Annotated in this window: 27 protein-coding genes; 7 read left to right on the forward strand and 20 right to left on the reverse strand. The window is 41.5% G+C overall.

Annotated features, from left to right (window positions below; translation table 11 throughout):
* Positions 1 to 31: 31 nt before the first annotated feature.
* The 14 genes from TSYNT_RS02840 to TSYNT_RS02905 all read right to left on the reverse strand — a co-directional run bounded on the left by TSYNT_RS02840 (position 32) and on the right by TSYNT_RS02905 (position 13537).
* Positions 32 to 799: an SDR family NAD(P)-dependent oxidoreductase gene (locus TSYNT_RS02840; protein WP_059031622.1), complete on the reverse strand. Its 768-nt coding sequence runs from the start codon at positions 797 to 799 to the stop codon at positions 32 to 34.
* Positions 800 to 801: 2 nt separating this feature from the next.
* Positions 802 to 1860: a 3-oxoacyl-ACP synthase III family protein gene (locus tag TSYNT_RS02845; RefSeq protein ID WP_059031623.1), complete on the reverse strand. Its 1059-nt coding sequence runs from the start codon at positions 1858 to 1860 to the stop codon at positions 802 to 804.
* 3 nt (positions 1861 to 1863) lie between these two features.
* Complete coding sequence (locus tag TSYNT_RS02850; protein WP_059031624.1) at positions 1864 to 2094, reverse strand: acyl carrier protein; 231 nt, start codon at positions 2092 to 2094, stop codon at positions 1864 to 1866.
* A gap of 24 nt (positions 2095 to 2118) precedes the next feature.
* The gene (locus tag TSYNT_RS02855; RefSeq protein ID WP_059031625.1) at positions 2119 to 3141 is read right to left on the reverse strand and encodes a 3-oxoacyl-ACP synthase III family protein; all 1023 of its coding nucleotides are present in this window, start codon (positions 3139 to 3141) and stop codon (positions 2119 to 2121) included.
* Positions 3142 to 3204: 63 nt separating this feature from the next.
* On the reverse strand, positions 3205 to 3855 hold the full coding sequence (locus TSYNT_RS02860) for a PIG-L deacetylase family protein (RefSeq protein ID WP_059031626.1): 651 nt from the start codon (positions 3853 to 3855) through the stop codon (positions 3205 to 3207).
* Positions 3856 to 3868: 13 nt separating this feature from the next.
* Entirely contained in the window at positions 3869 to 4768 is a 900-nt protein-coding gene (locus tag TSYNT_RS02865; RefSeq protein WP_059031627.1) for a methionyl-tRNA formyltransferase, read from the reverse strand.
* Between the two features lie 35 nt (positions 4769 to 4803).
* Positions 4804 to 5403 carry a sugar transferase gene (locus tag TSYNT_RS02870; protein WP_059031628.1) on the reverse strand — a complete coding sequence of 200 codons (600 nt, stop codon included), beginning with the start codon at positions 5401 to 5403 and terminating at the stop codon, positions 4804 to 4806.
* 191 nt (positions 5404 to 5594) lie between these two features.
* Positions 5595 to 7466, reverse strand: a complete 1872-nt coding sequence (locus TSYNT_RS02875; protein WP_174221070.1) for a polysaccharide biosynthesis protein — start codon at positions 7464 to 7466, stop codon at positions 5595 to 5597.
* Positions 7467 to 7499: 33 nt separating this feature from the next.
* Positions 7500 to 8234: a CpsD/CapB family tyrosine-protein kinase gene (locus TSYNT_RS02880; protein ID WP_114272586.1), complete on the reverse strand. Its 735-nt coding sequence runs from the start codon at positions 8232 to 8234 to the stop codon at positions 7500 to 7502.
* Positions 8231 to 8956, reverse strand: coding sequence for a YveK family protein (locus tag TSYNT_RS02885; protein WP_083497617.1), 726 nt, complete (start codon positions 8954 to 8956; stop codon positions 8231 to 8233). The genes TSYNT_RS02880 and TSYNT_RS02885 overlap by 4 nt, the downstream gene beginning before the upstream one ends.
* 14 nt (positions 8957 to 8970) lie before the next feature.
* Positions 8971 to 9480: a hypothetical protein gene (locus TSYNT_RS02890; RefSeq protein WP_059031629.1), complete on the reverse strand. Its 510-nt coding sequence runs from the start codon at positions 9478 to 9480 to the stop codon at positions 8971 to 8973.
* 58 nt (positions 9481 to 9538) lie between these two features.
* Positions 9539 to 11599, reverse strand: a complete 2061-nt coding sequence (locus TSYNT_RS02895) for an S-layer homology domain-containing protein (protein WP_059031630.1) — start codon at positions 11597 to 11599, stop codon at positions 9539 to 9541.
* 26 nt (positions 11600 to 11625) lie between these two features.
* A complete protein-coding gene (locus TSYNT_RS02900; protein ID WP_059031631.1) occupies positions 11626 to 12735 on the reverse strand; it encodes an S-layer homology domain-containing protein in 1110 nt (369 codons plus the stop codon).
* Between the two features lie 19 nt (positions 12736 to 12754).
* Positions 12755 to 13537, reverse strand: a complete 783-nt coding sequence (locus TSYNT_RS02905) for a tyrosine-protein phosphatase (protein ID WP_059031632.1) — start codon at positions 13535 to 13537, stop codon at positions 12755 to 12757.
* Between the two features lie 357 nt (positions 13538 to 13894).
* On the opposite strand from TSYNT_RS02905, the gene TSYNT_RS02910 reads away from it, so the two are divergent.
* From TSYNT_RS02910 to TSYNT_RS02940, 7 genes are all read left to right on the forward strand, one after another.
* A complete protein-coding gene (locus tag TSYNT_RS02910) occupies positions 13895 to 14125 on the forward strand; it encodes a DUF1659 domain-containing protein (RefSeq protein WP_059031633.1) in 231 nt (76 codons plus the stop codon).
* Between the two features lie 34 nt (positions 14126 to 14159).
* The gene (locus tag TSYNT_RS02915; RefSeq protein WP_059031634.1) at positions 14160 to 14375 is read left to right on the forward strand and encodes a DUF2922 domain-containing protein; all 216 of its coding nucleotides are present in this window, start codon (positions 14160 to 14162) and stop codon (positions 14373 to 14375) included.
* A 74-nt stretch (positions 14376 to 14449) separates the two neighbouring features.
* Positions 14450 to 14596, forward strand: coding sequence for a YvrJ family protein (locus TSYNT_RS02920; protein ID WP_083497619.1), 147 nt, complete (start codon positions 14450 to 14452; stop codon positions 14594 to 14596).
* Between the two features lie 19 nt (positions 14597 to 14615).
* Entirely contained in the window at positions 14616 to 15146 is a 531-nt protein-coding gene (locus tag TSYNT_RS02925; RefSeq protein ID WP_059031635.1) for a peptidoglycan recognition protein family protein, read from the forward strand.
* Between the two features lie 86 nt (positions 15147 to 15232).
* Positions 15233 to 15835, forward strand: coding sequence for a competence protein ComK (locus TSYNT_RS02930; RefSeq protein WP_059031636.1), 603 nt, complete (start codon positions 15233 to 15235; stop codon positions 15833 to 15835).
* A gap of 93 nt (positions 15836 to 15928) precedes the next feature.
* Complete coding sequence (gene clpB, locus TSYNT_RS02935; protein WP_059031637.1) at positions 15929 to 18520, forward strand: ATP-dependent chaperone ClpB; 2592 nt, start codon at positions 15929 to 15931, stop codon at positions 18518 to 18520.
* Positions 18521 to 18937: 417 nt separating this feature from the next.
* The gene (locus TSYNT_RS02940; RefSeq protein ID WP_162780981.1) at positions 18938 to 20194 is read left to right on the forward strand and encodes an IS110 family RNA-guided transposase; all 1257 of its coding nucleotides are present in this window, start codon (positions 18938 to 18940) and stop codon (positions 20192 to 20194) included.
* 86 nt (positions 20195 to 20280) lie between these two features.
* Here TSYNT_RS02940 and TSYNT_RS11825 read toward each other — a convergent pair whose 3' ends face one another.
* From TSYNT_RS11825 to TSYNT_RS02965, 6 genes are all read right to left on the reverse strand, one after another.
* Positions 20281 to 20433, reverse strand: a complete 153-nt coding sequence (locus TSYNT_RS11825) for a hypothetical protein (RefSeq protein WP_162780982.1) — start codon at positions 20431 to 20433, stop codon at positions 20281 to 20283.
* Positions 20430 to 20831, reverse strand: a complete 402-nt coding sequence (mgsA, locus tag TSYNT_RS02945; RefSeq protein WP_059031639.1) for a methylglyoxal synthase — start codon at positions 20829 to 20831, stop codon at positions 20430 to 20432. The genes TSYNT_RS11825 and mgsA overlap by 4 nt, the downstream gene beginning before the upstream one ends.
* 23 nt (positions 20832 to 20854) lie before the next feature.
* Complete coding sequence (locus TSYNT_RS02950) at positions 20855 to 21682, reverse strand: SDH family Clp fold serine proteinase (protein WP_059031640.1); 828 nt, start codon at positions 21680 to 21682, stop codon at positions 20855 to 20857.
* Positions 21683 to 21792: 110 nt separating this feature from the next.
* A complete protein-coding gene (locus TSYNT_RS02955; RefSeq protein WP_059031641.1) occupies positions 21793 to 23052 on the reverse strand; it encodes a M20 family metallopeptidase in 1260 nt (419 codons plus the stop codon).
* 42 nt (positions 23053 to 23094) lie between these two features.
* The gene (locus TSYNT_RS02960; protein WP_059031642.1) at positions 23095 to 24063 is read right to left on the reverse strand and encodes an ABC transporter ATP-binding protein; all 969 of its coding nucleotides are present in this window, start codon (positions 24061 to 24063) and stop codon (positions 23095 to 23097) included.
* Positions 24056 to 25066: an ABC transporter ATP-binding protein gene (locus TSYNT_RS02965; RefSeq protein ID WP_059031643.1), complete on the reverse strand. Its 1011-nt coding sequence runs from the start codon at positions 25064 to 25066 to the stop codon at positions 24056 to 24058. The genes TSYNT_RS02960 and TSYNT_RS02965 overlap by 8 nt, the downstream gene beginning before the upstream one ends.
* Positions 25067 to 25073 lie beyond the last annotated feature (7 nt).

The following is a 25073-nucleotide window of genomic DNA, read 5'->3' on the forward strand; positions in this document are numbered from 1 at the left end:
TCCATTATATATATAATTAGTAATGCGTATTTTATTCTTTGCTAATAGTAAATCCTCCATCAACCACCATAGTAGTTCCTGTTATCCACTTTGAAGCATCTGATAATAAAAACGCTGCTGCCATTGCCACATCTTCCGGAAGTCCAAATCCAAGCGGATATCTTTCCATTTTTCTTTTAATTGCTTCGCCGGGTGCGCGATTAACCAGATCTTCATACATTTTTGTTTTGACCAATCCGGCAGCTATTGAGTTTACCCTGATATTTTTTGGGGCAAGTTCTACAGCCAATGCTCTTACAGCACCGTCAACGGCAGCCTTGCTGGCAGAATAAAGCGATATTCCATTATTCCCTGTTAATCCGGCTGCTGATGACATAACTACCAAGCTTGAAGTTTCTTGTTTAACATCTTTATGGCTCAAGCCCTTGGCAATCATTAAAGCCGCAAACGCACTGGTTTTAAAAACAGGTTCAATTTTCTTCTCTTTAATTATATTTAGGGGAATTGTTGCTTCTATCCCCGCAGCATGAAATACCCCGGAAAGCCGTCCTTGCTCAGCTGCGATAGTTTTTAATAATTCCGGTATCCCATCTAATTGTTCCAGATCATATTCATAAATACTATGGCCACTGCCTTCCAGCTCTCTGCAAGTTTCTTCAAGTCTTTCTCTATTTCTGGCTAACAACACGACTTCTGCTCCAAGTTTGCTTAAAATAATCGCCGTTTCTCTGCCTATTCCCGATGAAGCACCGGTTACTAATATTCTTTTACCTTCCAAGGACATAGGGTTAAAAACCACTGCTACACCTCCAATAATCGTAAGCTCGCAAGAGGGCCTGCATTCATTAAGGCGCCTCCCCACGAATAACCTACTCCAAAACCTATCATTGCAAGCTTTTTCTTATTGGAGCTTAGCACATCTTGCAGTTCACTTGTTATTGTAAGAGGTATTGAAGCAGAGCTTGTATTCCCAAATCTATCAATGCTGATAGGCGTTTGTTCTTGACTAAGCTTTAATTTTTTTGCTAAATGTTTTAAAATAAATTCATTTGCCTGATGAAAAACAAAGTAATCAATATCTTTAACATCTAAGTTATTTATACTTAACAGCTCTTTTACCAGCGGCGGCACTCTCTTTATTGTAAAATTAAAAATTTCTCCGCCATCCATGTATAGATCATTTAGGCTTCGTATACTCCCATCGGGTTGAACAATTCTTACAAGATTTTCTTGTGTTGCCGGATTCCTGTAGCCTCCTGCCGGAATAATTAAATTGTCGCTGCCTTTACCGTCTGTTTTTAAAACAAAGCTTATTGTTGAAGATGTTTCGTCCATCTCTAGTGCGGTTGCCGAGGCAGCATCGCCAAAAAGCATAGATGTTGAGCGATCATTAGGAGAAATAGCTTTGCTTATGGTATCACCTACAAGCAGCAAAATCCGCTTCAAAGCTCCTGTTGCGATAAAATTGGCAGCCATCCATAATCCATAAACATAACCGGAACATCCTAGATTTACGTCAAATGCCATGCATTCCGTAGATAATCCCAGTTTATCTTGCACAACACAGCTTGTGGCAGGGAGCCTATAGTCCGGCGTCTGAGAAATAAAGATAATACCGTCTATTGTATCTGCCGGCCAATCCAGCTCTTCTATCAATTTTGCAGCAGCTGCCGTACATAAATCCGATGTGCAAGTATCGCTATTTGTGATACGTCTTTCCTTAACACCTGTCATTTCAGTTATTTTATTTATATCTTCTTTGGGAAAATATTTTTCAAAATCTTCATTCTTAACGATATTTTTTGGTACAGTACAGACTATTCCCTTAATATTAACATTCGATGCCAGTGTTTGTATCATATCTTAATCCTCTTTTGCTTTTTTTATTAAATCTATTACTTCTCCCACTGTTTTAGCTTGTGACAGCGACTTTCCGTTAACTGTTACATCGAAATATTCATCGATTAAAGCTATGGTAGATACTACAGCGACTGAATCAAAATTTTCACTATCTAATTCGTAATCATCGTTTAAATCTTCTGCATCTACCTCTAATAAATCTGCAAGTTCCGCTAAAAATTCCTTAAATTCCATTTATATTCCTCCAATTAATTTTAATTAAACATATCTTATTATTGTACCTGCCCAAGAAAGTCCTACTCCAAACCCTACCAACATTAATTTATCGCCCTTTTTTATGCTGTTTTTTTCTAACTCTAATTCAATAGCCATGGGTATAGTAGATGAAACTGTATTGCCATACTCTTCGTTGTTTACGCAAAATTTTTCTTTAGGTATTTTTATCTTTTTGCGCAGAGTTTCCAGCATAAATGCATTAGCTTGGTGGAATATATACATATCGATATCATCGATTGTCATCTTGCTTTTTTTGAGCAACTCTTTCACTGCAGAAGGCACGGATTTTAAGGTAAAGTTAAATATCTCCGCACCATCCATAAAAAGATTTTGCGGTGACCTTATTGCTCCATCATCAAAAGTTTGCTCTATTCCCGTCTCTTGTGATACCGGCATTCTAAGCCCGCCTGCCGGTACAATTAACAGGTCGGCACCGCTGCCGTCGGTTCCGAAAACAAACGGCCCGATTAGCTCTTCTTCGCTTTCGATAGAAGATATAAATGTTGCTGCCGCTCCATCGCCGAAAATCGTTCTTACACTCCTGTCACTGGGATGTAAGTATTTGGAATATGTTTCAGAAGTAATCAGAAGTACATTACTAACAATCCCTGATTCTATCATTCCTTTGACAATTGAAAGCCCATATACATATCCGGAACACCCTAGGTTAATGTCAAAAGCTCCGCAAGTAGTTGGCAGCTTTAGGCGGTCCTGCACAATGCAAGCTGTTGTCGGCAAATAATAATCTGGACTTTGCGTGCAAAGTATTAGAAATTCTACTTCTTCTCTTTTGCATATACCTTTTTCAAATAGTTTTTCAGCCGCCGCAACAGCTAAATCAGATGCGCATTCATTCTTTCCCGCAATTGCTCTGGTTGATATGCCTGTTTTATTATAAATTTTTTCTACATCCCAATCAGGATAATCTTTTATAAGTTCATCATTAGTCAGTTTTTGTGCGGGAAGGTATGATGCTATATCTTTAATGTAAGCTCTGTTCCTCATTATTAGCCCCCTAATACAAAAAACTCATTTCAAAAATTTCTTCTCCACAGCCTTAATTTGTCTTTACAATGTCTCTCTCACTAACATAAAACTTTCTGCATATGCTACACCAATCGTTGATCCCCTAAGCTTTGCCAGTGCTTCTATTATTTCATTTGAACGAGGATGGGGTGGCTCTTTTATTTGAGACTTATAGCAATTCATCGCTTGTTTTTTCTTATCTATAAAACCTGTAATATTGCTCCATACATTTGGAATAAAGGCATTATCGACTGTGGGAATATTCCATTCGGTTTCGGAAAGGGTTTCGTATGCATAAATCGCATTTACATTTACGCTGTTGATTGGTCTTAATGCAACCATCGCACTGTTCGAAACCACAGCATGGTCAATGTGCATGTCTCCTTTATGTGGTATAAAAGCTATATTTGGTTTTATATGCTCAACAACTTTTAGTAATTCAAAATTAATGTCCTTTAATGGAGTTTCTCTAAGCTGCACTACTGGAAAATCTAAAAAAATCGTTTCTTTGACACCCAATATTTTGTGTGCGTTCAGAGCTTCGGAACGTATCATGTTCACCATTTCGTCCGAATCTCCTTTTGTCACTTCACATATAAAAACTTCATGCCCTGAGGCTGAGTATTTAGCAATTGTTCCTCCCACTCCTAAAACTTCATCATCGTTGTGGGGTGCAAAGACTATTATGCGCATCTTTTAAACCACCTTATTTGAACTTATGTCCTACTCTGAAATGTACTTGATCTTCTGGCGAATACTCATATACGCGGAGTAAACCGTCTAAGCATACTATGTCTATGTAGTTTTCACTGATTTCGGCAATTTGGCCCGGGATTCCGATATATTTATTGTTCTCTAATTTATCAGCTTTCCAAAAAATCACCTTCGTTTTGCCGTCATACATCGAAAAGGCTCCGGGATACGGATATGATACTGCGCGAATTAAGCGCTGAATGTTTTTAGCGGAATCCTGCCAATTTATGCAGCCATCTTCCGGAGTTCTTTTTAATAAATAAGTGGCCAGGCTCTCATCCTGAGGTATGGCTTCTATAGTGTCATCTAGAAATTTCGGTAAGGACACTTTTAAAAGTTCTTGCAGCGCTACCCCGCATTTTCTGCCCACATCGTCGGCATAATCATCATCTTCTATAAGATACTCCATCTGACCGATAATTCGTCCGGAATCAGTGCCTTCGTCGATAAAAAACAAGGATACCTTTGAATTCTTTACCCCTAATAAAATTTGCCATGGAATTGCAGCCCTGCCTCTGAATTTTGGAAGCGGTGTCGGATGAAATCCTACTACGCCCTTCTTTGCACACTGCATTATTTCATTTCCCACCAACTGGGAAAGTCCTATAACAAATATATAATCAGGCTGAATTTGTCTGATAGCGGAAACACAGCTTTCATCGTTTATTTTTTTAAACGTCATATAAGGCAATCCATGCTGTTTTGCTATTTTGTGTATAGGCTCATACCCTGAAACATTTTTTGAATACTCCTCGCCAAGCGAAAATACCATATCTACCGGAAAACCTAATTCAATCATTGTTTCTAATGCGATTTTACTTGAACCGACAGAACCAATAAGTACAGATTTCATATGTCTATATGCTCCTTATCATCTCTAAAACCAATTTAAGTTGAGGCTTTAGTTATTTCTTTTTTAAAATGTTTTTCACCAAACAAAATTATTGCAATAGTTTTAAGGAGAATTTTTATATCAAGAATTACCGAATAATTATCCACGTAAAAAACATCGTATTCAATTCGTTTATCCCATGGCAACGCTACATTGCCATTGACTTGGGCAAGCCCTGTCATACCGGGCCGAACTTTGAGTCTTCGCATCTCGCGAGAAGTGTAGTTATCAACTTGGATTTTAATTGTTGGCCTCGGACCCACTAACGCCATATCGCCTTTTACAACATTGAATAATTGCGGTAATTCATCGATTTTTGTCCTTCTTAAGATTTTCCCTATAAAAGTTATTCTCTCAGCATCTTTGCTCGAATCGAAATTTTTTTCTGCTTTATTATCAACTTTCATCGTCCTAAACTTATAAATCTTAAATATCCTGCCATTCTTTCCGACTCTCTCTTGTTTAAACAGCACCAGGCCCTTGGGATCTTCCAGTTTGATAGCAATAGCGGCAAGGAGCATGATGGGAGATAGGGCTACAAGTAAAACTACCGCAAGTATGTAATCTAGTAATCTTTTTATGTATTTTCGATACATCTTAATAAAACCTCCCTAAAAACTTTCTGGGCCACTGCTGTTTTCCTGTTCCTTTTGCTTTTGGGCTTTCAGTGGGGCATATGTGGGAACAAGAGAGTGTATTCCGGAAGGTGCTTATCCGTTCACGATTTTATAAGTTGTGCTTGTACATTCAAGCACTCTGTCCGTAAATAATGTCCTTTACAAATAAATCATTGAGAAATACTTTTCTCTTCTTGTGTTAATGTTTTAAATGTCGGTACTATGCTCCTTATAATTTCCACAAAATCTTTTTCTCTTTCTTCTATAAGGATGTTTTTCAGCTGTTCCAGTTCTTCTGCAAAGGCTGCCTTGTCTATGTGTGTAGGTCTTGCTACAAATATTCTGTTATTTTTGGTGGCGGTAAGGCCTTCTTCGCTTAGGAGAAGTTCTTCGAAAAGTTTTTCTCCGGGGCGAAGGCCTGTGTATTTTATTTCTATATCCTGGTTGGGCTCAAGCCCGGAAAGGCGAATCATATCTTTTGCAAGATCATCTATTTTTACCGGATCGCCCATATCCAGGATAAATATCTCACCGCCTTTTGCAAAGGCCCCTGCCTGTATTACAAGCTGAACAGCTTCAGGTATTGTCATAAAGTACCTTATAACTTCAGGATGGGTCACCGTTACCGGCCCCCCCGACTCTATCTGCTTTTTAAACAGCGGAACTACGCTTCCTCGGCTTCCTAAAACATTTCCGAACCTTACTGCCGAAAACACAGTCGAGCTGTTTTGTGAAGCAATCTGGATGATAATTTCAGCGATGCGCTTTGTGGCCCCCATGACGCTGGTAGGATTTACCGCTTTATCGGTGGATATAAGGATGAACTTTTGTGTCTTGTACTTGTCGGCTGCCCGTACCAGATTCAAAGTACCAAACACATTGTTCTTTACAGCCTCCAGCGGGTTTTGCTCCATCAAGGGCACATGTTTGTGCGCCGCCGCATGAAACACTATATCCGGCCTATATTTATTAAAAACATCTTCAAGCTTTTTTTCATCTCTTACCGACCCTATAATCGGCGTATATCTCAGCTTGGGAAAAACCGTTTTTAAATCATACTCCAGATCATATACACTATTCTCACTTATGTCATATATCAAAAGTTCCTTCGGTTTGAACCTTGCCACTTGCCGGCAGAGCTCTGAACCGATAGAACCGCCGCCGCCCGTTACCATCACCGTCTTATTTTGCAGGTAGCTTGATATCTCAAAAAGATCTACTTTTACCGGCTCCCTGCCCAAAAGGTCTTCTATCTTCACGTCCCGAATCCGTTTTACCGCGACCTTATCGTCTATCAGCTCATATATGCCGGGAAGTATCTTGAGTTTGCACTTGGTTTTATTGCATATCTCAACTATATCCCGGATATCTCTCCTGTCTGCAGACGGAATCGCAATAATTATCTCCCGGACGTTTTTTTCCAGCACAACTTCCGGAATACACTCTCTTGTCCCCACCACCGGCACGCCCCGAATCTTCATACCCAATTTATTCTTATCATCATCTATCAGCGCCACCGGCCGCCTTTTCAAAGAAGGGTGTCTCGAAAACTCCTCTACAACTACCGAACTTGCATCTCCTGCCCCTATTATCATTACATTTGTCATGTCATCTTTGCCGTTTTTTACAAAGTTTAAAGATTGATGCCTTTTTCCCAATGCCACCCTCATCAAAAACCTATATCCTCCAGTAAAAGCCGTCAGCAGCAGCCAAAGCAGCACATATACGCTTCGAGGGTAGTGCAGCTGAAGCATATAGGTTAGAGCAAGGAGCAGCAGCGAAGTTGCCGTTGATGCCCAGACCACCGAAAACATCTCATTTACGCTGGCAAACCTCCACAGCCTGTCATACAGGTCAAACTTATAGAAACAGGCTAAACCGGCTATTGTTGCAAGCGGCATAGTCTTTAAAAGGTAAGGTATGTATTGAGAAGGCACATAACCGTCAAAACGAAGGGCCAGTGCCATAAAACATGCAAAATTTATCAAAAAGGCATCTAGCAAAAACATCAATATCTTTAATTTACCCCTTTTAAATCTCATATTACTTGCCCCCATTGCAAATGCCCTAATTCACTAACTTCTCCGCTTTTTTCTTTTCTTTTCGTGTCCTCCGCTTTCCCCGTAATAATAGTAATAATAGTAGTAGCCGCTGCCTGTCTGTTTTACCTTATTGAGCACAACACCTAATATATGGGCTTTAACCTTCTCCAGCTGCTGTTTTGCAAGTATAGCAGCTTCTCTCGGTGTTGACCCTGCTTCCACTACCAGTATCACACCGTCCACACTTGTAGATAATATGGAAGTGTCGGCAACACTGTTTACCGGAGGTGAATCAAGAAGTACTATATCGTACATCGAGCTTACCTTATTCAAAAATTGTTTCATCTTAGAAGAACCTAAAAGCTCCGCCGGATTTGGAGGCACCGGCCCGCTGGTTATAATATGCAGATTTTCTATTCCTGCTTCTTGAGGCACAAAATCCGCTGAAATATCTCCTGCCAGTATACTTGAAAGCCCTCTGTAATTTTCCAAAAGAAATATCTTATGAATCCTAGGCTTCCTTAAATCCGCATCTATAAGAAGGACCCTGCTGCCTGTAGCGGCTATGGACATAGCAAGATTTGCTATAGTAAAACTTTTGCCCTCACCGGGATTGCTGCTGGTTACCACTATACGCTTTAAGGGCTTGTCTACCCCCATAAACTGCAGATTTGTCCTCAGCAGGCGGAAGGCTTCGGATACCAGGGATTTCGGGTCATCCATTACCATTAACCCGTTTGAATTTAATTGCTGCTGTATCTGTTTCATTCATTTTCCCCTTCGACATATGGTATATTGCCTATTACCGGCAAACCAAGATATTTCGCCACATCTTCCGGACTTTTTATAGAAGTGTCGAAAAACTCCATCACAAAAGCCGTGAAAGCACCTATCATCAGCCCTAAGACAAGAGATATGGCAATATTCAGCTTTGGCTTCGGCTTTACCGGATTTGTAGGCGGTATGGCCTTATCGATAACCTGTATATTCTCCACATTCATTATCTTTACAACTTGGTCTGAAAACGCCGAGGCAAGTTCATTGGCAATAGTTGCCGCCATTTTAGGATCTTGGTCTGTAACGCTTATCTGAATGATTTCCGTATCCTTAACAAGGCTTACATTAATCTTTTCTTTCAAAACATCTGTTGTTACATCAAGGTTTAGATTCTTTATGACCTGTTCCAAAACCGTCCGGCTTTTCGCAATCTCGCCATAAGTTGAAACCAGAAGGCGGTTTGTCTGGATTTCCTGATAAGTTATTGCTTCATCAGGATTTACTGCTACTTTATGAATCGGTTTGCCCACCATAAGAGTAACATTTGACTCATACTCGGGTTTTAAGACAAAAAAGGTCACAATAGATGCTATAAGCACACATATTACAGTAATTGCCGCGATTGCTTTAAATCTTTTCTTTATAATCTCGAATACTTCTTTTAGCGAGATCTCATCATCTTCTACTTCTTGGATAAATCCGTTTTCTTCCATGCAACTTTCACACCCTAGTAGGCATATTTTTGATATCTATAGTAAAGATTTTGTATTTCCTTTATTTCTTCCGGCGTAAACCTTTTTAAGGCAAGGTCTACCGCAAGCCTTTTTTCTTCCGGAGTAAGGCCGCCTTTTAAAAGACCAGTAAGATAACTGATGTCATCACCTGTAAGTTTGCTTGACACAAGCTGCATAATCCTGCGCTTATCGTCAAAGGTCACTTGAGTGCTTAGATCCTTATCGGAAGAACCTGCTTTCTTTTCCGGCACACTTTGTGAAGGTGCCGCAGGTTTTTCGGCAGGGGATTCCCCTCCGGTTGCGGAAGGCTCTTCTGCCGGACTTTGAGGGTTTTGAGGGCTTTGAGAAGGTGGATTTTCAGCCTCAGGCGCCTTTACATTCTCAAGTATCAATTTTTCTGTCATGTCATAGAACTTGTTTACAAAAATATAATATGATGAGGCCAAAATTATCAAAATCACTACAAGAACTATAAGCCCATATTTTAAAAATTTTCCCTTCATGGCTTTTAATTTTCAAAGGGGCGCTCCGCTTTCACAGCACCCCTTTGAGTACTCCTTTTTAATAGTAGTTATAGAAACCGTAAACTATCTTGGCTGCTTCAGCGCGAGTTATGCTGTTTGCAGGTTTTAAAGTACCGTCGGGATAACCGTTTACTAATTTTTCTTCAATCAGAAGAGATACATATTCTTTTGCGTAAGAAGACACCTTGTCGCCGTCTTTGAAAGACTTAAGGATAGTATCAGCATCCGCTGCGCCTTCCTTGCCTATTGCCCTTCCTATAATCGTCATCATTTCTTCTCTTGTTATCTTGCCGTTTGGATCGAAGACCTTTCCGGCTACTTTGCCTTCAATGAGTTTATTATCAAAAGCTGTCTGCACATAGTCTGCAAACCAGTCGCCGGCTTTCACATCTTCAAAGCTTCCGCTGTATTTGTTAAGATCAAGTTCCATGGCATTTACGATAATCTTAGCAAACTCAGCTCTGGTCATATCATCATCCGGTGCAAAAATATTTTCTGCTTTGCCATTTACTATTTGCTTTGCCGCCATAGATTCTACATAACCCTTTGCCCAGTGGTATTTTATATCTGCAAAGGTCTTATTGTATTCTATAAGGGCATATGTGCTAAAGTGGGATACAGAAGCTCTTATAGTGTCTTTTTCTTTATCTACTTTGCCGCCGACAAATTCAATAGTCTTCTTGTCGCCGTTTACATAGTAAATTCCGAGTTTATCGGCATTTGCAGTAATACCCTTAAGGTTGAAATAAATCGTGATTTTGCCCGTAATTTTCGCGTTTGTGCCGTCTGTTTTTATGACTATGTCCGCGGCATCGCCAACAGCTGTCATTCCGGCAGGAAGTGTTATGCCTGAAAGGGCTTTTCCGGTTTTAATCTGCTGTATAACTATTTCTAGATTTTCTGTATCGCCCATGTCGACTGCTGCTGCCGGTATCTCGATACTTACTTCCGGTAGAATAACAAGTATATTAGCATCTACTTCCCCGGCTTTTTCAACAATACTTGCAGGTATATTTATCTGAGTATCCTCGGTAATCTTTCTACTGGAGCTCAGGTCTATAGTTATCACTAAAGGCCTGTCTTCATCTTCGGCAGTCTTTGCAGCTTCATCAATAAGCTTTAAGACCGTATTTACCGTGCTGGTGCTAAGGCTTACAACCGCCTTGCCGTCGCTTACAGTAATGCTTACCGCATCAGAGGGAATATTTACAGATATAGGCTGCGTCGTATCTTTCGGAGTAACTACTGCCGGTTTTTCCGGAGTAGTTCCGCCTCCGCCGCCTGTGCCTCCGCCGCCGGTTCCGCCTCCGCCGTTACCTCCATCGCTGGGTTTTGGAATAGTGGTAACAGTATATCCTAAGCCTCCAAGCGCACTTTTTAAAGTTGCAGTTTCACTTGATGAAAGATCAGCCAGCACTGCATTTGCTGCGTTTATAAGGGACAAAACTTCATCGTTGCTGAGAATATTTAAATCATTATCGCTAAGAAATTTATTCAATTTTGTTTTCAAAGCGCCTGCAGTTTTCTCATTTACACTTAACGTGTTCGTAGCTTCATAGTATTTAAACTCAACAGCATCGCCTCGCAAGTCAATTTCCAAGTTTTTAAGTTTGGATAAGAAGCTTCCCCATCCGTCAAAGTCTGACACAACACTGTCATCAAAGTCTTCCAAGGGTGCGCCTGGGTCTTTAAACACCTTGTCGAATTCTGCCTGTATTGTAGTTTTATATGAATTATATACGTTAGTATCGTTTCCAAACAAATAATTATTTATGTAACTCGTTGTGGCGCTATAAAACCCATCGCCTTCTACGGCACCCACCGCGTTTTCTATTGTGGTTTGTGAAATTCCTTTGTTGCTAAGACGGCCTTTTAAGTCACTATCCAACTTGCTAAAAAATGTCTCAACCGCTGAACTACTTTTGGTTTTCGCTATTTCTAATAGATTAACTGCTGTACCTCGTCCTAAAGGTCGAATCTTGTCGTTGATATAACTTAGCACTTTGTCCACATTGTCCTCTGTCTGTCCATTTGCATAGGCCAGAGGCATCAGTGCCAAGAGTGCTGCCAAAAAAACTACTAATGTCTTTTTTAACATGTAATTGTCTTACCCCCTTCAATTTTTTATTCTGTCATAGTATCGCTTTCCCCGTTTAAAACTCCATATAGGTTGTAGATTATCACAGCTGCTTCGGCTCTGGTAGCGTTTGCTTTAGGTTGGAAAAGTTCTGCGGTTGTGCCGCGGACCAAACCGAGTTTTAGTGCAACAGCCGTTTCAGTTTTAGCCCAATCTGAAATTTCTTCTTTGTCTTTAAAAGGCAGTAGAAGCTGGTCTATCTCCGCTGTGTCAATGGAAACGGATTTGCCCTTTAATGCCGCCGCTCTTGCAACAAGCACTGTCATTTCTTCTCTGGTTATCTTGCCCTCAGGATCGAACAAGTCCCCCTTTCCTTTTGCAAGATTTGCTGCATATGCGGTCTTCACCGTTTCGTAGAACCAGTCGGTTTCTGCTACATCCAAGAACGGAATAACTGTTTCTTCGGAAACTTCCGGCTGGAGAAGCCTTACCATCATGGCAGTAAATTCCGCTCTTGTGACGCTGTCTTCAGGAGCAAAAATACCACTTGCTTTACCCTGTATAATGCCTTTTTCTGCTATGTACTGTATCTGAGTTTTGGCCCAGTGGTTTGTAATATCTGTAAACGCTGCCGCCGGTGTCGGCTCTTGACCGGTATCGGTTTCTTGCTCTTTCTCGGATGCAGGTGATGATGTGGAAGAACCTGCTGTGCCGGAGCCTCCTGACGGATCTGAAGGTGCCTCAATATTTTTATATTTTTCTACAAGGTCTGCTATACCTTCACTGTCGCCACTTTGTATTTTATCTATAATGGCCATCCTGTCTTCATAGCTCCAGGATTTTAGTTCATCTACTTGGGATTTCAGCCGGCTTACACTAAGGCCCTTATCCTCGAGCTGGGCTTCATAATCGTCTCCTAAAACTATCTTAAGAGCCGAGGGCAGATCTTGTTTTAAAACTTCCAGTGTCCCGCTGCTTTTAAAATAGGTCTTGAGGAGATCTATAGCTTCCTTTTGGGTAGAAGGGCTAAGCTCGTTAAACTTCTCAAGTCCTTTGTCTATAAGGCTTGTGTCAATTGTAGCAAGCGCCGGTGTAAATGAAGACAGCACAAGTAGCGCTGCCAACGCTAAAACTAAGACGGTTTTTAATTTAAACACACTGTACCTCCTTTTTCTGTTAGATATTGTTGATGAATAAACCGAGTTTTGTGAAAAAACCCATTTCCTTGCCATCATATGCCTCTGATGCAGAATCCATATCCCTTCCCTTCAAAATCTTAGTGGGGTTTTCTACTAGCAACAGCTCTGCCGCCTGCCCTTTTAAAAATTTTAACGCATCTTTTATTCTGGGCGATCTTGAGCGGGTTGTGTGGCAGTCAGTAGCAACAAAATGAGCCATTCCGGAATTTATTATCTTCTCTGCCGCGTGTTTTGCATCTCTTCCAAGAGCCCCCAGAAGGCTTATGGAGTTGATCTGAGTAAGTGTCCCCAACTTTAAAAATTCCTTTAGCTTTTCAGGATTTTTTGCAATTTCGCGATTTCTTTCCGGATGAGCAAGGATTACATTAAGACCTCGAAGCCTCAAGCTGTGAATTACATCCGGCGCATATAAAGGAATTGTCATCATGGGCAGCTCGACCAATATGTACTTGCCGGTTCCGCACAGCGTAAGAAGGCGCCCCTCATCATAAAACCGCGGAATTTCCGGTGTCAGGAAAATTTCTTCTCCAGGATATATCTTAAGGTTAATTGATCGCTGCTTTAGATTTTCGTTTAATTCTTCTACCTTTTCAATGATTGCGGCCTTATCTGTTTCCTTATCGCTTGCTATAAAATGGGGAGTCGCTATCATATCGGTAATTCCTTCTGATACAGCGATTTCTGCCATTTTAATTGATGTTTCAAGGTCCGGTGAACCGTCATCGATCCCCGGTAAGATATGACTATGGATATCTATCAACACTGCTGCCTCCTTATTGAAGTAAAGGCCCTATTTCCTTTTTCCACATCATATTAGTTTACCCGGCTTAATCCCATATATTGTTTATTCGACCTTAATTTAAAATTTCCTGCTATCCGGAGAAAAAAAGCAGAAAAATTTTGTCTAATTCTGATGGACTGAGGCCAGGTGGGCCGAGAAAAAGTAGGAAATTTAGACGACCTGGGCTAGGTGGGCTGTATTTTGCTCTATTTTTAGACGACCTGGGCCAGGTGGGCTGCCAACCTGAGCTAGGTGGGCTTTTTCCTTTTTTCTCTTTAGCCCGTATAATTAAGTCACAAACACGCCCCAGGGCGATGGCAAAAGGAGGTGACAGACATGGCGGTTATTTCAACACCACTTAATTCAAGTCTTCGCATCGTTGTAACCACAGGCAAAGACGAAAACGGCAAGTTTATTTTCAAAAACAGGTCTTTCAACAATCTAAAGACCGGCGCCGCTGACGAGGATGTGATGAGCATCGCAAGCCAACTTGCAGACATCCAAGAACATCCGGTGCACGCAATCCGCAGAACTGTGGAAAGCGAACTTACAGAAGTTACTGAGTAGAAAGATTAAAAAAATTTAGAAGGGAGGTATAAACATGGATAAAAGCCTGGAACTTATTTTCAAGAACCAAGCAGGCAAAAATGCCAGAATGTCAATGCAGGATCCTAAAGACGACCTTACGGCCGACCAGGTTCAGTCACTGATGGACAGTATCTTGGAGAAAAACATCTTTGAGACTACCGGCGGCGACTTGGTTGAAGCGGTAGGGGCCCGCCTCATCCAAAAAGAAGTTATTGACCTTATAGGTTAATTTTAAGACTTTGGCCGGGTACGAAACAGTATCCGGCCACACCTTTATAGGCCTTTACAGGAAGGAGGATTTTTATGGATGAAATAGTAGCTCAAGTGGCAAATGTGGGTTTCCCCATTGCGATTTCCATATACCTTTTGGTTAGAGTGGAAGCTAAGATCGAAAGCCTTACCTTGAGCATATATGAGCTTGCTAAAGTAATCGAGGGTATGAAAAATTAGAGAAAGGAAGTGTTTTGATTTGGAAAGAATTTATCCAAGATTCATAGTTATACATCACACAGCAGGTTTTGACTCATCTGCCCTTACAATAGACGGATATCACAGGGCAAGAGGTTTTGGGGTAGAGGTATCATCCCCTGCCGGCTTAGTAAAAGAGTATGTAAAAAGGGGTTTTAAAAAGACGCAGGCCGGAGTTATGGTAAGTATTGGGTATCACTACCTGATAAGGGCAGCAGGCGATGTGGAAAAAGGCAGGCCGGATTTTGTGCGTGGAGCTCACTGTACAGCCCTAGGTATGAACTTTAAGTCTATCGGCATAGCCCTTACCGGCAATTTTGATTCCGTGGACAATCCAGATGGCAGGAAGGGGCACAAGGCGCCTACATCAGCACAGATATCCTCTCTTCGGGCGCTGCTGGCCCACCTTATAAAAATATATCAGATTCCCGAGTCTTGCATCCTTCGGCATAAGGATGTAAAAGGGGCTGCAACTAGGTGTCCCGGCGATAGATTTTGGCTGGGCCCCGGAAATTATGGTATTTTGACTTGACATTTGAGCCGAAGTTCACATATAATGGATTTGTTTCCTTTTACAAAATTTTTCGAACAAAAGACTTTCATAATGGAGGGAGCTAATTGGATGCAAAGGACATTATACAACGTAAGGTTGCAGCATTGCTGCCGATTTATGACAGAGGAAACGTTACAATATTTATTGCCGGAGATGGTGAAAAAATAGTAATCAGAAAGACCTGCAAAACAGTTTTAAAAACCCTTGCCCACTGCCGTAACGTAGACCTTGTGGCAGCAAGAAAAAATTGTGGTAAAGTATTAAACAAAAAACTTCAGGTTCCAATTCCTCTAACGCCAAAAACACTGCTGATACCGGTAAAATTTAGGGAAAAACCCCTGGGTAAAAACGATGGAGCACTGGGGTATCTGAATTTTTTCCAAATTAAAGAGGTAAATGAAGCAAAAAACAGAAAATGTATAGTAAGCTTTTACAATGGCGTAAAACTCAAAGTACCGATTACCTGTGAAACAATGAAAGAATACCTAAAGAACGCCAGAATTGTGGAAAGAATTTTTTTAAAACGCGATATTCCAGAGCGCGACAGTGTGATGACGTCTAAGGAAAGGCCGGCCGAAATTATTTATGAGTGTATATGCACTGAAACAAGAAATGCAGTAGAGGAATTTTTAAACGAAACTTTTGCAGGAATTCCACCTTTTCGGTGAAAAGACTTGGTCAGAGAAAATTATTGACTTTCTCTGACCTTTGTAGTAGAATGATTGTAGTAATATTTAGAAGAAAGGACGGTGGCGGTTATTATGGATCTTAGTAAATACACCCAAAAGTCGCAAGAGGCTATAATGGATGCTCAAAATCTTGCAGTAGAGCATCATCACCAAGAGCTAAACTCAAAGCATTTGCTTTATGCCCTTGTATTTCAGAAAGACGGAATTGTCCCTAAGATTATAGAAAAAGCCGGCGCCAATATAAATCAAGTAAAATCACTTGCCGAGGACCTTATAAAGAAAATACCGGTGGTTCACGGCTACGACGGCCCGCTGACCATGAGCACTAATCTTGCAAGAGTGTTCGTGCGGGCAGAAAAAGAAGCGCAGAATATGAAAGACGAGTATGTAAGCGTGGAGCACTTGCTGCTAGCGCTGCTGGAAGAAGGAGATGCTGATGTAAAAGACGCCCTTCGAAAGGCAGGACTTGACAGGGTAAATATACTTTCGGGCTTGAAAAAGGTTCGGGGCGGTCAGCAGGTTACAAGTGAAAATCCGGAGGCTACTTACAATGCCCTGGAAAAATACGGTAGAGACCTTACACAGCTTGCTCGGGAAGGCAAACTGGATCCGGTTATAGGAAGAGACGACGAAATAAGACGGGTTATCGAAATACTGTCCCGGCGCACCAAGAACAATCCTGTTCTCATAGGCGAAGCCGGTGTAGGTAAGACCGCTATTGTAGAAGGGCTTGCCCGGCGAATTGTGGCAGGCGACGTGCCGGAAGGCCTTAAAGACAAAAAGATAATCGCACTGGATATGGGCTCCCTTATTGCAGGCGCAAAATACAGAGGAGAATTTGAAGAAAGACTAAAGGCGGTATTAAAAGAAGTCCAGGATTCAAACGGTCAGATAATACTGTTTATAGATGAGCTGCACACAGTGGTTGGGGCAGGAGCTGCCGAAGGTGCCCTGGATGCAGGAAATATCTTAAAGCCGCTGCTAGCTCGAGGCGAACTGAGAGTTATCGGTGCAACCACTATCGACGAATATAGAAAGTATATCGAAAAAGACGCAGCATTAGAGCGCAGGTTCCAGCCTGTTATGGTTAATCCTCCCTCTGTGGAAGAGACCATATCAATACTCCGCGGCCTTAAAGAAAGATACGAGGTATATCATGGCGTTAGAATAAAAGACAGCGCCATAGTGGCTGCCGCAGTGCTTTCTGACAGATATATAACCGACAGGTTCCTGCCGGATAAAGCCATAGACTTGATAGATGAAGCCGCCGCAAGACTGCGCACAGAAATAGACAGCATGCCGGTGGAGCTTGACGAAATAAAGAGGAAAATCATCCAACTTCAAATAGAAGAAGCGGCTCTTAAAAAGGAAAAAGACGAGGCATCTTTAAAGAGACTTGAAAAAATACAGGAAGAGATGCAGGAACTTCAGAAAGAGTTTGACAGATTAACCGAAATCTGGCAAAAAGAAAAAGAAGAAATCGAAAGAATTCACAAGATAAAATCAGAAATCGAGAAAGTGAAACTGGAAATCGAGAAAGCCGAGCGAGAGTATGATTTAAATAAAGTAGCAGAACTGAAATTCGGCAAATTAAACGAACTGGAAAGACAGCTTAGAGCCGAAGAAGAAGCTATAAAGCAAAGAAGAGAAAAAGGCGGAGGCCTTTTGAAAGAAGAAGTAGATGAAGAAGAAATAGCAAGAGTTGTAAGCCAGTGGACGGGGATTCCCGTGGATAAACTTCTGCAGGGTGAAAAGGAGAAACTTCTGCATCTGGAAGAAATTCTGCACCGCAGGGTTGTAGGGCAGGATGAGGCTGTTAAAGCTGTTGCAGATGCTATTATCCGTGCAAGAGCCGGTATAAAGGATCCGAGACGGCCTATAGGAAGCTTCATATTCTTAGGCCCCACAGGCGTAGGCAAGACCGAACTTGCAAAAGCACTGGCAGAAGCCTTGTTCGATGATGAGCGAAATATTATCAGAATCGATATGTCCGAGTATATGGAAAAGCACTCAGTCTCAAGGCTTATCGGCGCTCCTCCGGGATATGTAGGCTACGAGGAAGGCGGACAGCTTACCGAAGCAGTTCGCACCCATCCGTATTCAGTAATACTTTTTGATGAAATAGAAAAAGCCCACAGCGACGTGTTCAACGTGCTGCTGCAAATCCTCGACGACGGAAGGCTTACTGACGGTAAAGGCCGGACAGTTGATTTTAGAAACACAGTGCTTATAATGACATCTAACATCGGCAGTCAGGAAATCCTCGAATTCCAGGCTTCCGGTAACAAGAACTTTGCAGAAATAAAAGAAAAGGTTATGGGTCTCTTGAGACTCTACTTCAAGCCTGAATTCATAAACCGTGTTGATGAGATAATAGTGTTCCATCCGCTAGAACCGGAGCATGTAGAAAAGATAGCAGAACTTTTGCTCAGCAATTTTGCAAAACGAGTAAAAGAAACGGCAGGCATCGAACTTACCTGGTCAGATAAGACCATAAAATACCTGGCCAAGAAAGGCTTCGATCCGCTGTATGGCGCACGGCCTCTAAAGAGACTGATTCAGCAAGAAATTGAGACACCGCTTAGCCGCAAGATAATCGCCGGAGTAAAACCCGGAGAAGTTGTAAATGTAGACGAGATCTTAAACCTTGGCGTAAAGGTATAATACACACACAGCAGAACACACAGAACACAGAGACCAGCTAACCAGAACACAGAGACCAGCTAACCAGAACACAGAGACCAGCTAACCACAAACACAGAGGGACGGTTCTTTTGTGTTGTCTGACAACACAAAAGAACCGTCCCTTGTAATATGAGATAGAAGGGTTATCCATTTTTTAATGCAGCAAAACCCGAATATTAGCTTTCTAGTATAGTATAATGTTTTTGAAGGATATTAATGCAACCGTCCCAGGGAAGATTTTTTCTATACCCGGCACAAAGACTATTAATCCATTTCAAAAAGTATATACGTTTTGGCTGGTTGGGATTTGCTTATTCCCGCTTAACGTGCAAGGCTGTAAACTTTGGCAGCGAAATGGATGATCCTTCTACAATATTTGTTTGGGGGTTGGTTTTTATGAATAATGTTAACCCTGTAGTTGGTGTCGATGTAGCTAAAGATTTTTGCTACTACTGTGTTCTTTCTCCTGATGGCAAAAAATATTTGGAGCCATTTAAAGCATTTAACACAAAAGAGGGATTGGATTTTGTCTTAGAAAAATTAAAAAAGGTGGAGAAGGCTTTTAAAAATAGGCCAGTAATCGTCTTGGAATCCACCGGACACTATTCTACACGCCTAGTCCACTTATTTGGTAAGAATGAGTTTGAAGTATTTTTAGTTAATCCACTTCAATCTCATTCTATCAAAAATTCTTCGATTCGAAAAGTAAAAAATGATAAAGCAGATGCAGAAGAATTGGCCAGGCTTTATTTCGTTTGTGATTTACAGCAGCATCGCCCCTTTGATGATTCTATAGCAAATCTTAAGGTATTGTCCAGGGCTTACTTTTCATTGTCGGAACAAAGGATAAGTATGCTAAATCAGTTAACAGCTGCTGTTGATCAAGTTTTGCCGGGCTTTACAAGGATTTTTAACATTTCTTCCAAGACTTGTGTTGAACTGCTTGCAAGATATTCTTCTCCGGATGCGCTTTTAAGCTCGCCTAAGGAGGATGTTGCAAGCTTAATTCGTTCTTGCTCCAGAAGGTCTTTAAAATATGCTCTAGATAAGTACCAGTTGCTTATTCAATGCGCAAAAGATGCTAAAGAAACCGGAATAACTTTAAGTGCTCTGTATGATGTCATCTGTATTTACGCTCAAAACTTAAAGTATTTAAACGATAAGCTTACAGAGCTAGATGAGATGATTCAAAGGCTTGCAATTACCATACCTGAGGTTTCTTTAATCAGCAGTATTCCGGGCTTTGGTAAAAGGCTGTCATCTGTTATTGTAAGCGAGGTTGGCGATATCAGCCGGTTTAATAACGCTAAACAATTGGTGGCTTATTGCGGCATTGATCCAAGTGTCAAACAATCAGGAAATTTTGTTGGAACTAAAAATAAATTTACCAAGAGGGGCTCTGCCTATATACGCAAGGCTCTTTATATTGCGGCCACTATATCCGTTAGAAAAGATTCCAAAGCAAGATGCGTTAATCCGGTTATCTATGACTATTACCAAAAGAAGATCAAGTCTAAACCTAAAAAACAAGCTTTAGGCGCAGTAATGAATAAGCTGGTTAGAATAATATTTTCGGTTCTTAAAAACAAGCATCCGTTTGTTATGATTACTCCTGAAGAACAAATTAAGCTTTACCGTTCAAAAGCTGCTTAAATTATGATGTTAAATGCGAATATTTTTCCTTGCCTTTGTAAAAATGTTTGTTATTTTTAAAGGCTTCTTTGTTATACCTATTTTTCTTAGAATTTATTTTTAAAAAATGACTTGACTTTAGTTAGCTGGTCTCTGTGTTTGTTCTCAGTGGTCTCGAACCGTCCCCCTGTGTTCTTCTCTCGCTCCTCTGTGTTCTCCTTTCTCTTCTTCTCCTTCTCCCTCTCTTGTCCTCTTCTCATGTGGGGTTAACCACTTTCCTCCAGTCCAGATCTCCTCTCATGAGGCCTTTTATAAGAATTTCTGCGGTGGCAATGTTTGTTGCGAGGGGCACGTTGTGAACATCGCATACTCTCATAAGTGCATTTATATCAGGTTCGTGGGGCTGAGCGGTTAAGGGGTCTCTTAAAAAGATTACCATGTCAATCTTTTCACTTGCTACCATGCCGCCTATCTGCTGATCTCCGCCTAACGGCCCTGACTGGACGCGGTTTACTTGTAATCCCGTGGCTTCCATTATCTTCTTGCCTGTGGTTCCGGTTGCAAAAAGAATGTGGTCTTTTAGAATGTCTTGATAAGCTATTGCAAACTCGATCATTCTCTCTTTTTTTGCATCATGTGCTATAAGAGCTATATTCATTTGCAAACCTCCGTTTTTTGTATTCAGTGCGGCCGTCTGGGTTGTGATCTGCGTTCGGTTGAACCATATTCAACTGAAGGCGTGTACTGGGTCGGCTGCGGGAATAGGTTCATTAGCTCAAATACTTCTTGCGACATATCTGTGCTGACATTTAATCCTAAGCCCTTTGCCACATCTACATTAATAGGAAAATCGTGAGTCCAAATACCCTGTGTCAAAATATCTGCAAGACTTTCTTTTTCGTCCATAGGGTGCTCGTCCGGAAGCAGGTTGATAATGCTGTTTCTCAGCTGGTTTATTGCCTTTCGTGCAACATCTGCCATTATAATTGTTTCATCGCTTATATTTGCTATTGGTTTTTGTTTCAGCACGCTTACAATAGAAGGTGCCGGATACTGCCCCAATTGAGGATCCACCGGTCCTAACATAGCATTTTTACCCATCACTATTTCGTCTGCCGCAAGAGCGATAAGAGTTCCTCCTGACATCGCATAGTGCGGCACATATACTGTAACCTTTCCCTTGTGAAGCTTTAAGGCTCTGGCTATCTGAAGGGCCGCCAGTGCTACTCCGCCGGGAGTGTGTAAAATCATATCTATCGGGGTATTATCATCAGTTGCCTGAATAGCTCGGATTACCCTTTCGGAATCATTTATGTCGATGTAGCGCATTACGGGGAAACCCAGAATACTCATGGTTTCTTGTCTGTGGATAAGAGTAATAACCCTTGACTTATTTTTCTCCTCAAGGCGCGCTATAAGCCTTTGGCGGGACATTCTCAGTGCTGCTTGGGTCAGCATAGGCTGCAGCGCTGAAATTATAAAAAACAACATCAGTATATCTAAAAACATATTTTCAGCCCCTTTCTTTTCTGTCTTGGAAATATTCTTGCTTTAATTATAACAGATATAAAGGTGCTGAGCAAAATAAATATTCAAACATATTTTAGGCTTTTCGCTTTTCATAGGTTCAAATAATCTATTATGCTTCCTACATAAACCTTAGCCGCATTTATCACATCTTTTACATCTACTGTCTCGTTGTAAGAATGAATGCCTTCTGTGTTTGCAGGGCCAAACTGCAGGGTGGGTATGCCTTTTAGTCTGTAGTACCTAGCATCGCTGGACGCCCACTGATATGTGCGGGTAACCTTTGTGCCTAATATTTTTTCGGCGTTTTGGGCTACAATCTCCACTATTTCGCTTCTTGCATCTGTGTAGTTGGCTTCGGCTTTCCAGTCGCATTCATAGGTTATGCCGGAAAGTGAATGTTTTTCTATCGCTTCTTTTATTTTGTCTTCTACTATAGAGGCTTTTATTCCCACGGGTAGTCTTAAGTCTACCTGGGCTTCTGCATAATCGGGGACCATATTTGCCTTTATTCCTCCGGAAATCTTGCCTAAGTTTACGGTAATATGGTCTATTATGTTTTCAACTCCGGCAATCTTAAGTTCTTCTCTTGCTATAGCCTTGGATTCTGCTATTACATCGGCGATTTCAGGGGGGTAGTCGGCCTCTACTTGGCGAAGTGTTTTTAGTTCATCACAGATTTTAATTATTTTTTCTATGGCGTTATCGCCTGCATACGGTGCAAGGCTTCCATGGGCCGACTTGCCTTTGGCTTTTAGTGTCACCCATACGCTCCCTTTCTGACCTATCTCGATGTTATTGTAGCCGGAGGGTTCTGCCACAATACAGGCATCGCCGGTTACTACATCATTATCAAGAAGCCACTTTGTCCCCATCTTGCCGCTTACTTCTTCGTCGGGAACTACGGTAAGGACCGCGCTGCCTTTAAGGTCGATATTGTTTTCTTTAATAAGAGTCATCGCAAACAGCAGGCCGCCCAATCCCGCTTTCATGTCTGAGGCTCCTCTTCCCAGTATCTTCCCGTCCGCAACTTTTCCGGAAAACGGGTCGAAATCCCATTTATCAAGGTCTCCCACCGGCACTACGTCAGAGTGGCCGTTAAGAAGAAGGGTTCTGCCCTCTTTTTTTCCGATTTCTGCAATGATGTTGGGGGTTTCCGGTGAGGGCTTTACAATTTTAAATTCTATATTATTCTTTTCCAGATAAGAAGTGATAAAATTTGTAATCTCTTCCATATGTCCCGGGGGATTTTCGCTGTTTATTGAAATCAAATCCGAGCACAGCTTTATAAGTTCGTCTTCTCGAGCATCAATCTGTTTCCATAAGTCTGTCTTTATCTGCGAAATGTCCATTGAAATATTCTCCTTTGGTAATTGAAATTTGCTTTCTTTTCACTAATACAAGTGGCAGGAAACTTGCTGGCCGTCTCCAATTTGCTTTAGAGATGGTTCTTCTTTGGAACATTTTTCCATAGCATAGGGGCATCTGGTGTGGAATTTGCACCCGGATGGCGGTTTTAACGGGCTTGGCACATCGCCTTCCAAAATCATTTTTTCTTTTTCCTCCAAAGGACTTTCCGGCGGTATCGCGGAAAATAGCGCCTTTGTATAGGGGTGCATCGGATTTTTGTAAATATCGTCAGATTTGCCTGTTTCTACGATTTTTCCTAAGTACATAATTGCAAGTTTGTCACTTAAGTATTTTACCACACTTAAATCGTGAGATATGAAAATATATGCAAGACCCAGCTCTTCCTGAAGCCGTTTTAAAAGATTTATAACCTGGGCTTGAATAGATACATCCAGTGCTGATACAGGCTCGTCGCATATAACTATTTCAGGATTGAGAGCAATGGCTCTGGCTATGTTTATCCTCTGCCTTTGGCCGCCGGAAAATTCATGGGGATAGCGGTTGGCATGGTAGTAGTCAAGACCTACCATCTTTAAAAGTTCCTTAACCCGCTGTTCCTGCTGAGCCCTTGTTCCCACATTGTGAATTATTAAAGGCTCCTGGATAATATAGCCTGCGGTTTTTTTTGGATCCAGGGAGGAATAGGGATCTTGAAATACCATCTGCATGTTTTTGCGAAGCTTTTTCATTTCAGATTCGTTAAAGTTTGCAGTATCCCGCCCTTTAAATTTTATGGAGCCTGCCGTAGGCCTTTCCAAATTCATTAAAAGCTTTGCCACAGTGGATTTGCCGCATCCGGATTCGCCGATTATGCCGAGAGTCTTTCCTTTTTCTACATTAAAAGATACGCCGTCCACAGCCTTTAAATAAACGGGCGCTGCTCCAAAAATACCTGTTTCGACAGGATAGTATTTTTTTAAATCTTTTACTTCGAGTATGATGTTGTCATCCATTGCGCACAACACTCCTTCGGGAAAGGCGGTGGCTTTCATCTTGAAAATGGCAGCTGACTTTGTGGCCTTTTTCGATTTCTTTTAGCACCGGAGTTTCATCAAAGCATATTTGCTGTCTGTAAGGGCAGCGGGGTGCAAAACTGCAGCCCTTGCCCACAAGACGAAGGTCAGGAGGGCTTCCTTCTATAGCGTTTAGCGGCGTTTCTTTGCTGTAGCTAAGTTTCGGCATAGAATCCAGAAGGCCCCATGTGTAGGGGTGCAGCGGATTTTCGTAAAGGGTCTTGGTGTCTGTATGCTCAACAGCATTTCCTGCATACATTACCATAACATCATGACATATCTCCCATACCACACCCAGATTGTGAGTTATTAATATGATAGACATATCAAGCCGTTTTTGCAAATCTTTTAACAGCTCAAGAACCTGAGCCTGAACTGTCACATCCAGGGCGGTGGTAGGCTCATCAGCAATGAGCAGGCTGGGGTTGCAAGCTATAGCCATTGCTATCATGGCTCTTTGCCGCATCCCGCCGGAAAATTCATGGGGATAGCTTTTAAGCCTAAGCTCCGCATCAGGCACGCCTACAAGTTCTAATGTTTCGGCGGCCTTTTTTTGTGCTGCCTTTTTATCTAATTTTTGGTGGAGTATAATACTCTCCATTATTTGCTCGCCAATAGTAAATACCGGATTTAAAGCCGTCATTGGGTCCTGAAAAATCATGGAAATTTCATTTCCGCGGATTTTAAGCATTTCCCGTTCGTTAAGCTTAAGTAAGTCCTTGTCCTTGAAGATAATTTTTCCGGAAATAATTTTTCCGGGAGCTGGAACAAGCTTCATTATAGTGGAAACGGTAACGCTTTTGCCTGAACCGGATTCCCCTACGATTCCCAGGGTCTTGCCCCGATCTACGCTAAAGCTAACGCCATTGACTGACTTTACAATTCCGGTGGGTGTATAAAAATATACTTTTAAATCTTCGGCTTCTAATAATTGCTGCGTCATATAAATC

The organism is Tepidanaerobacter syntrophicus (assembly GCF_001485475.2).
Taxonomy (GTDB): domain Bacteria; phylum Bacillota; class Thermosediminibacteria; order Thermosediminibacterales; family Tepidanaerobacteraceae; genus Tepidanaerobacter; species Tepidanaerobacter syntrophicus.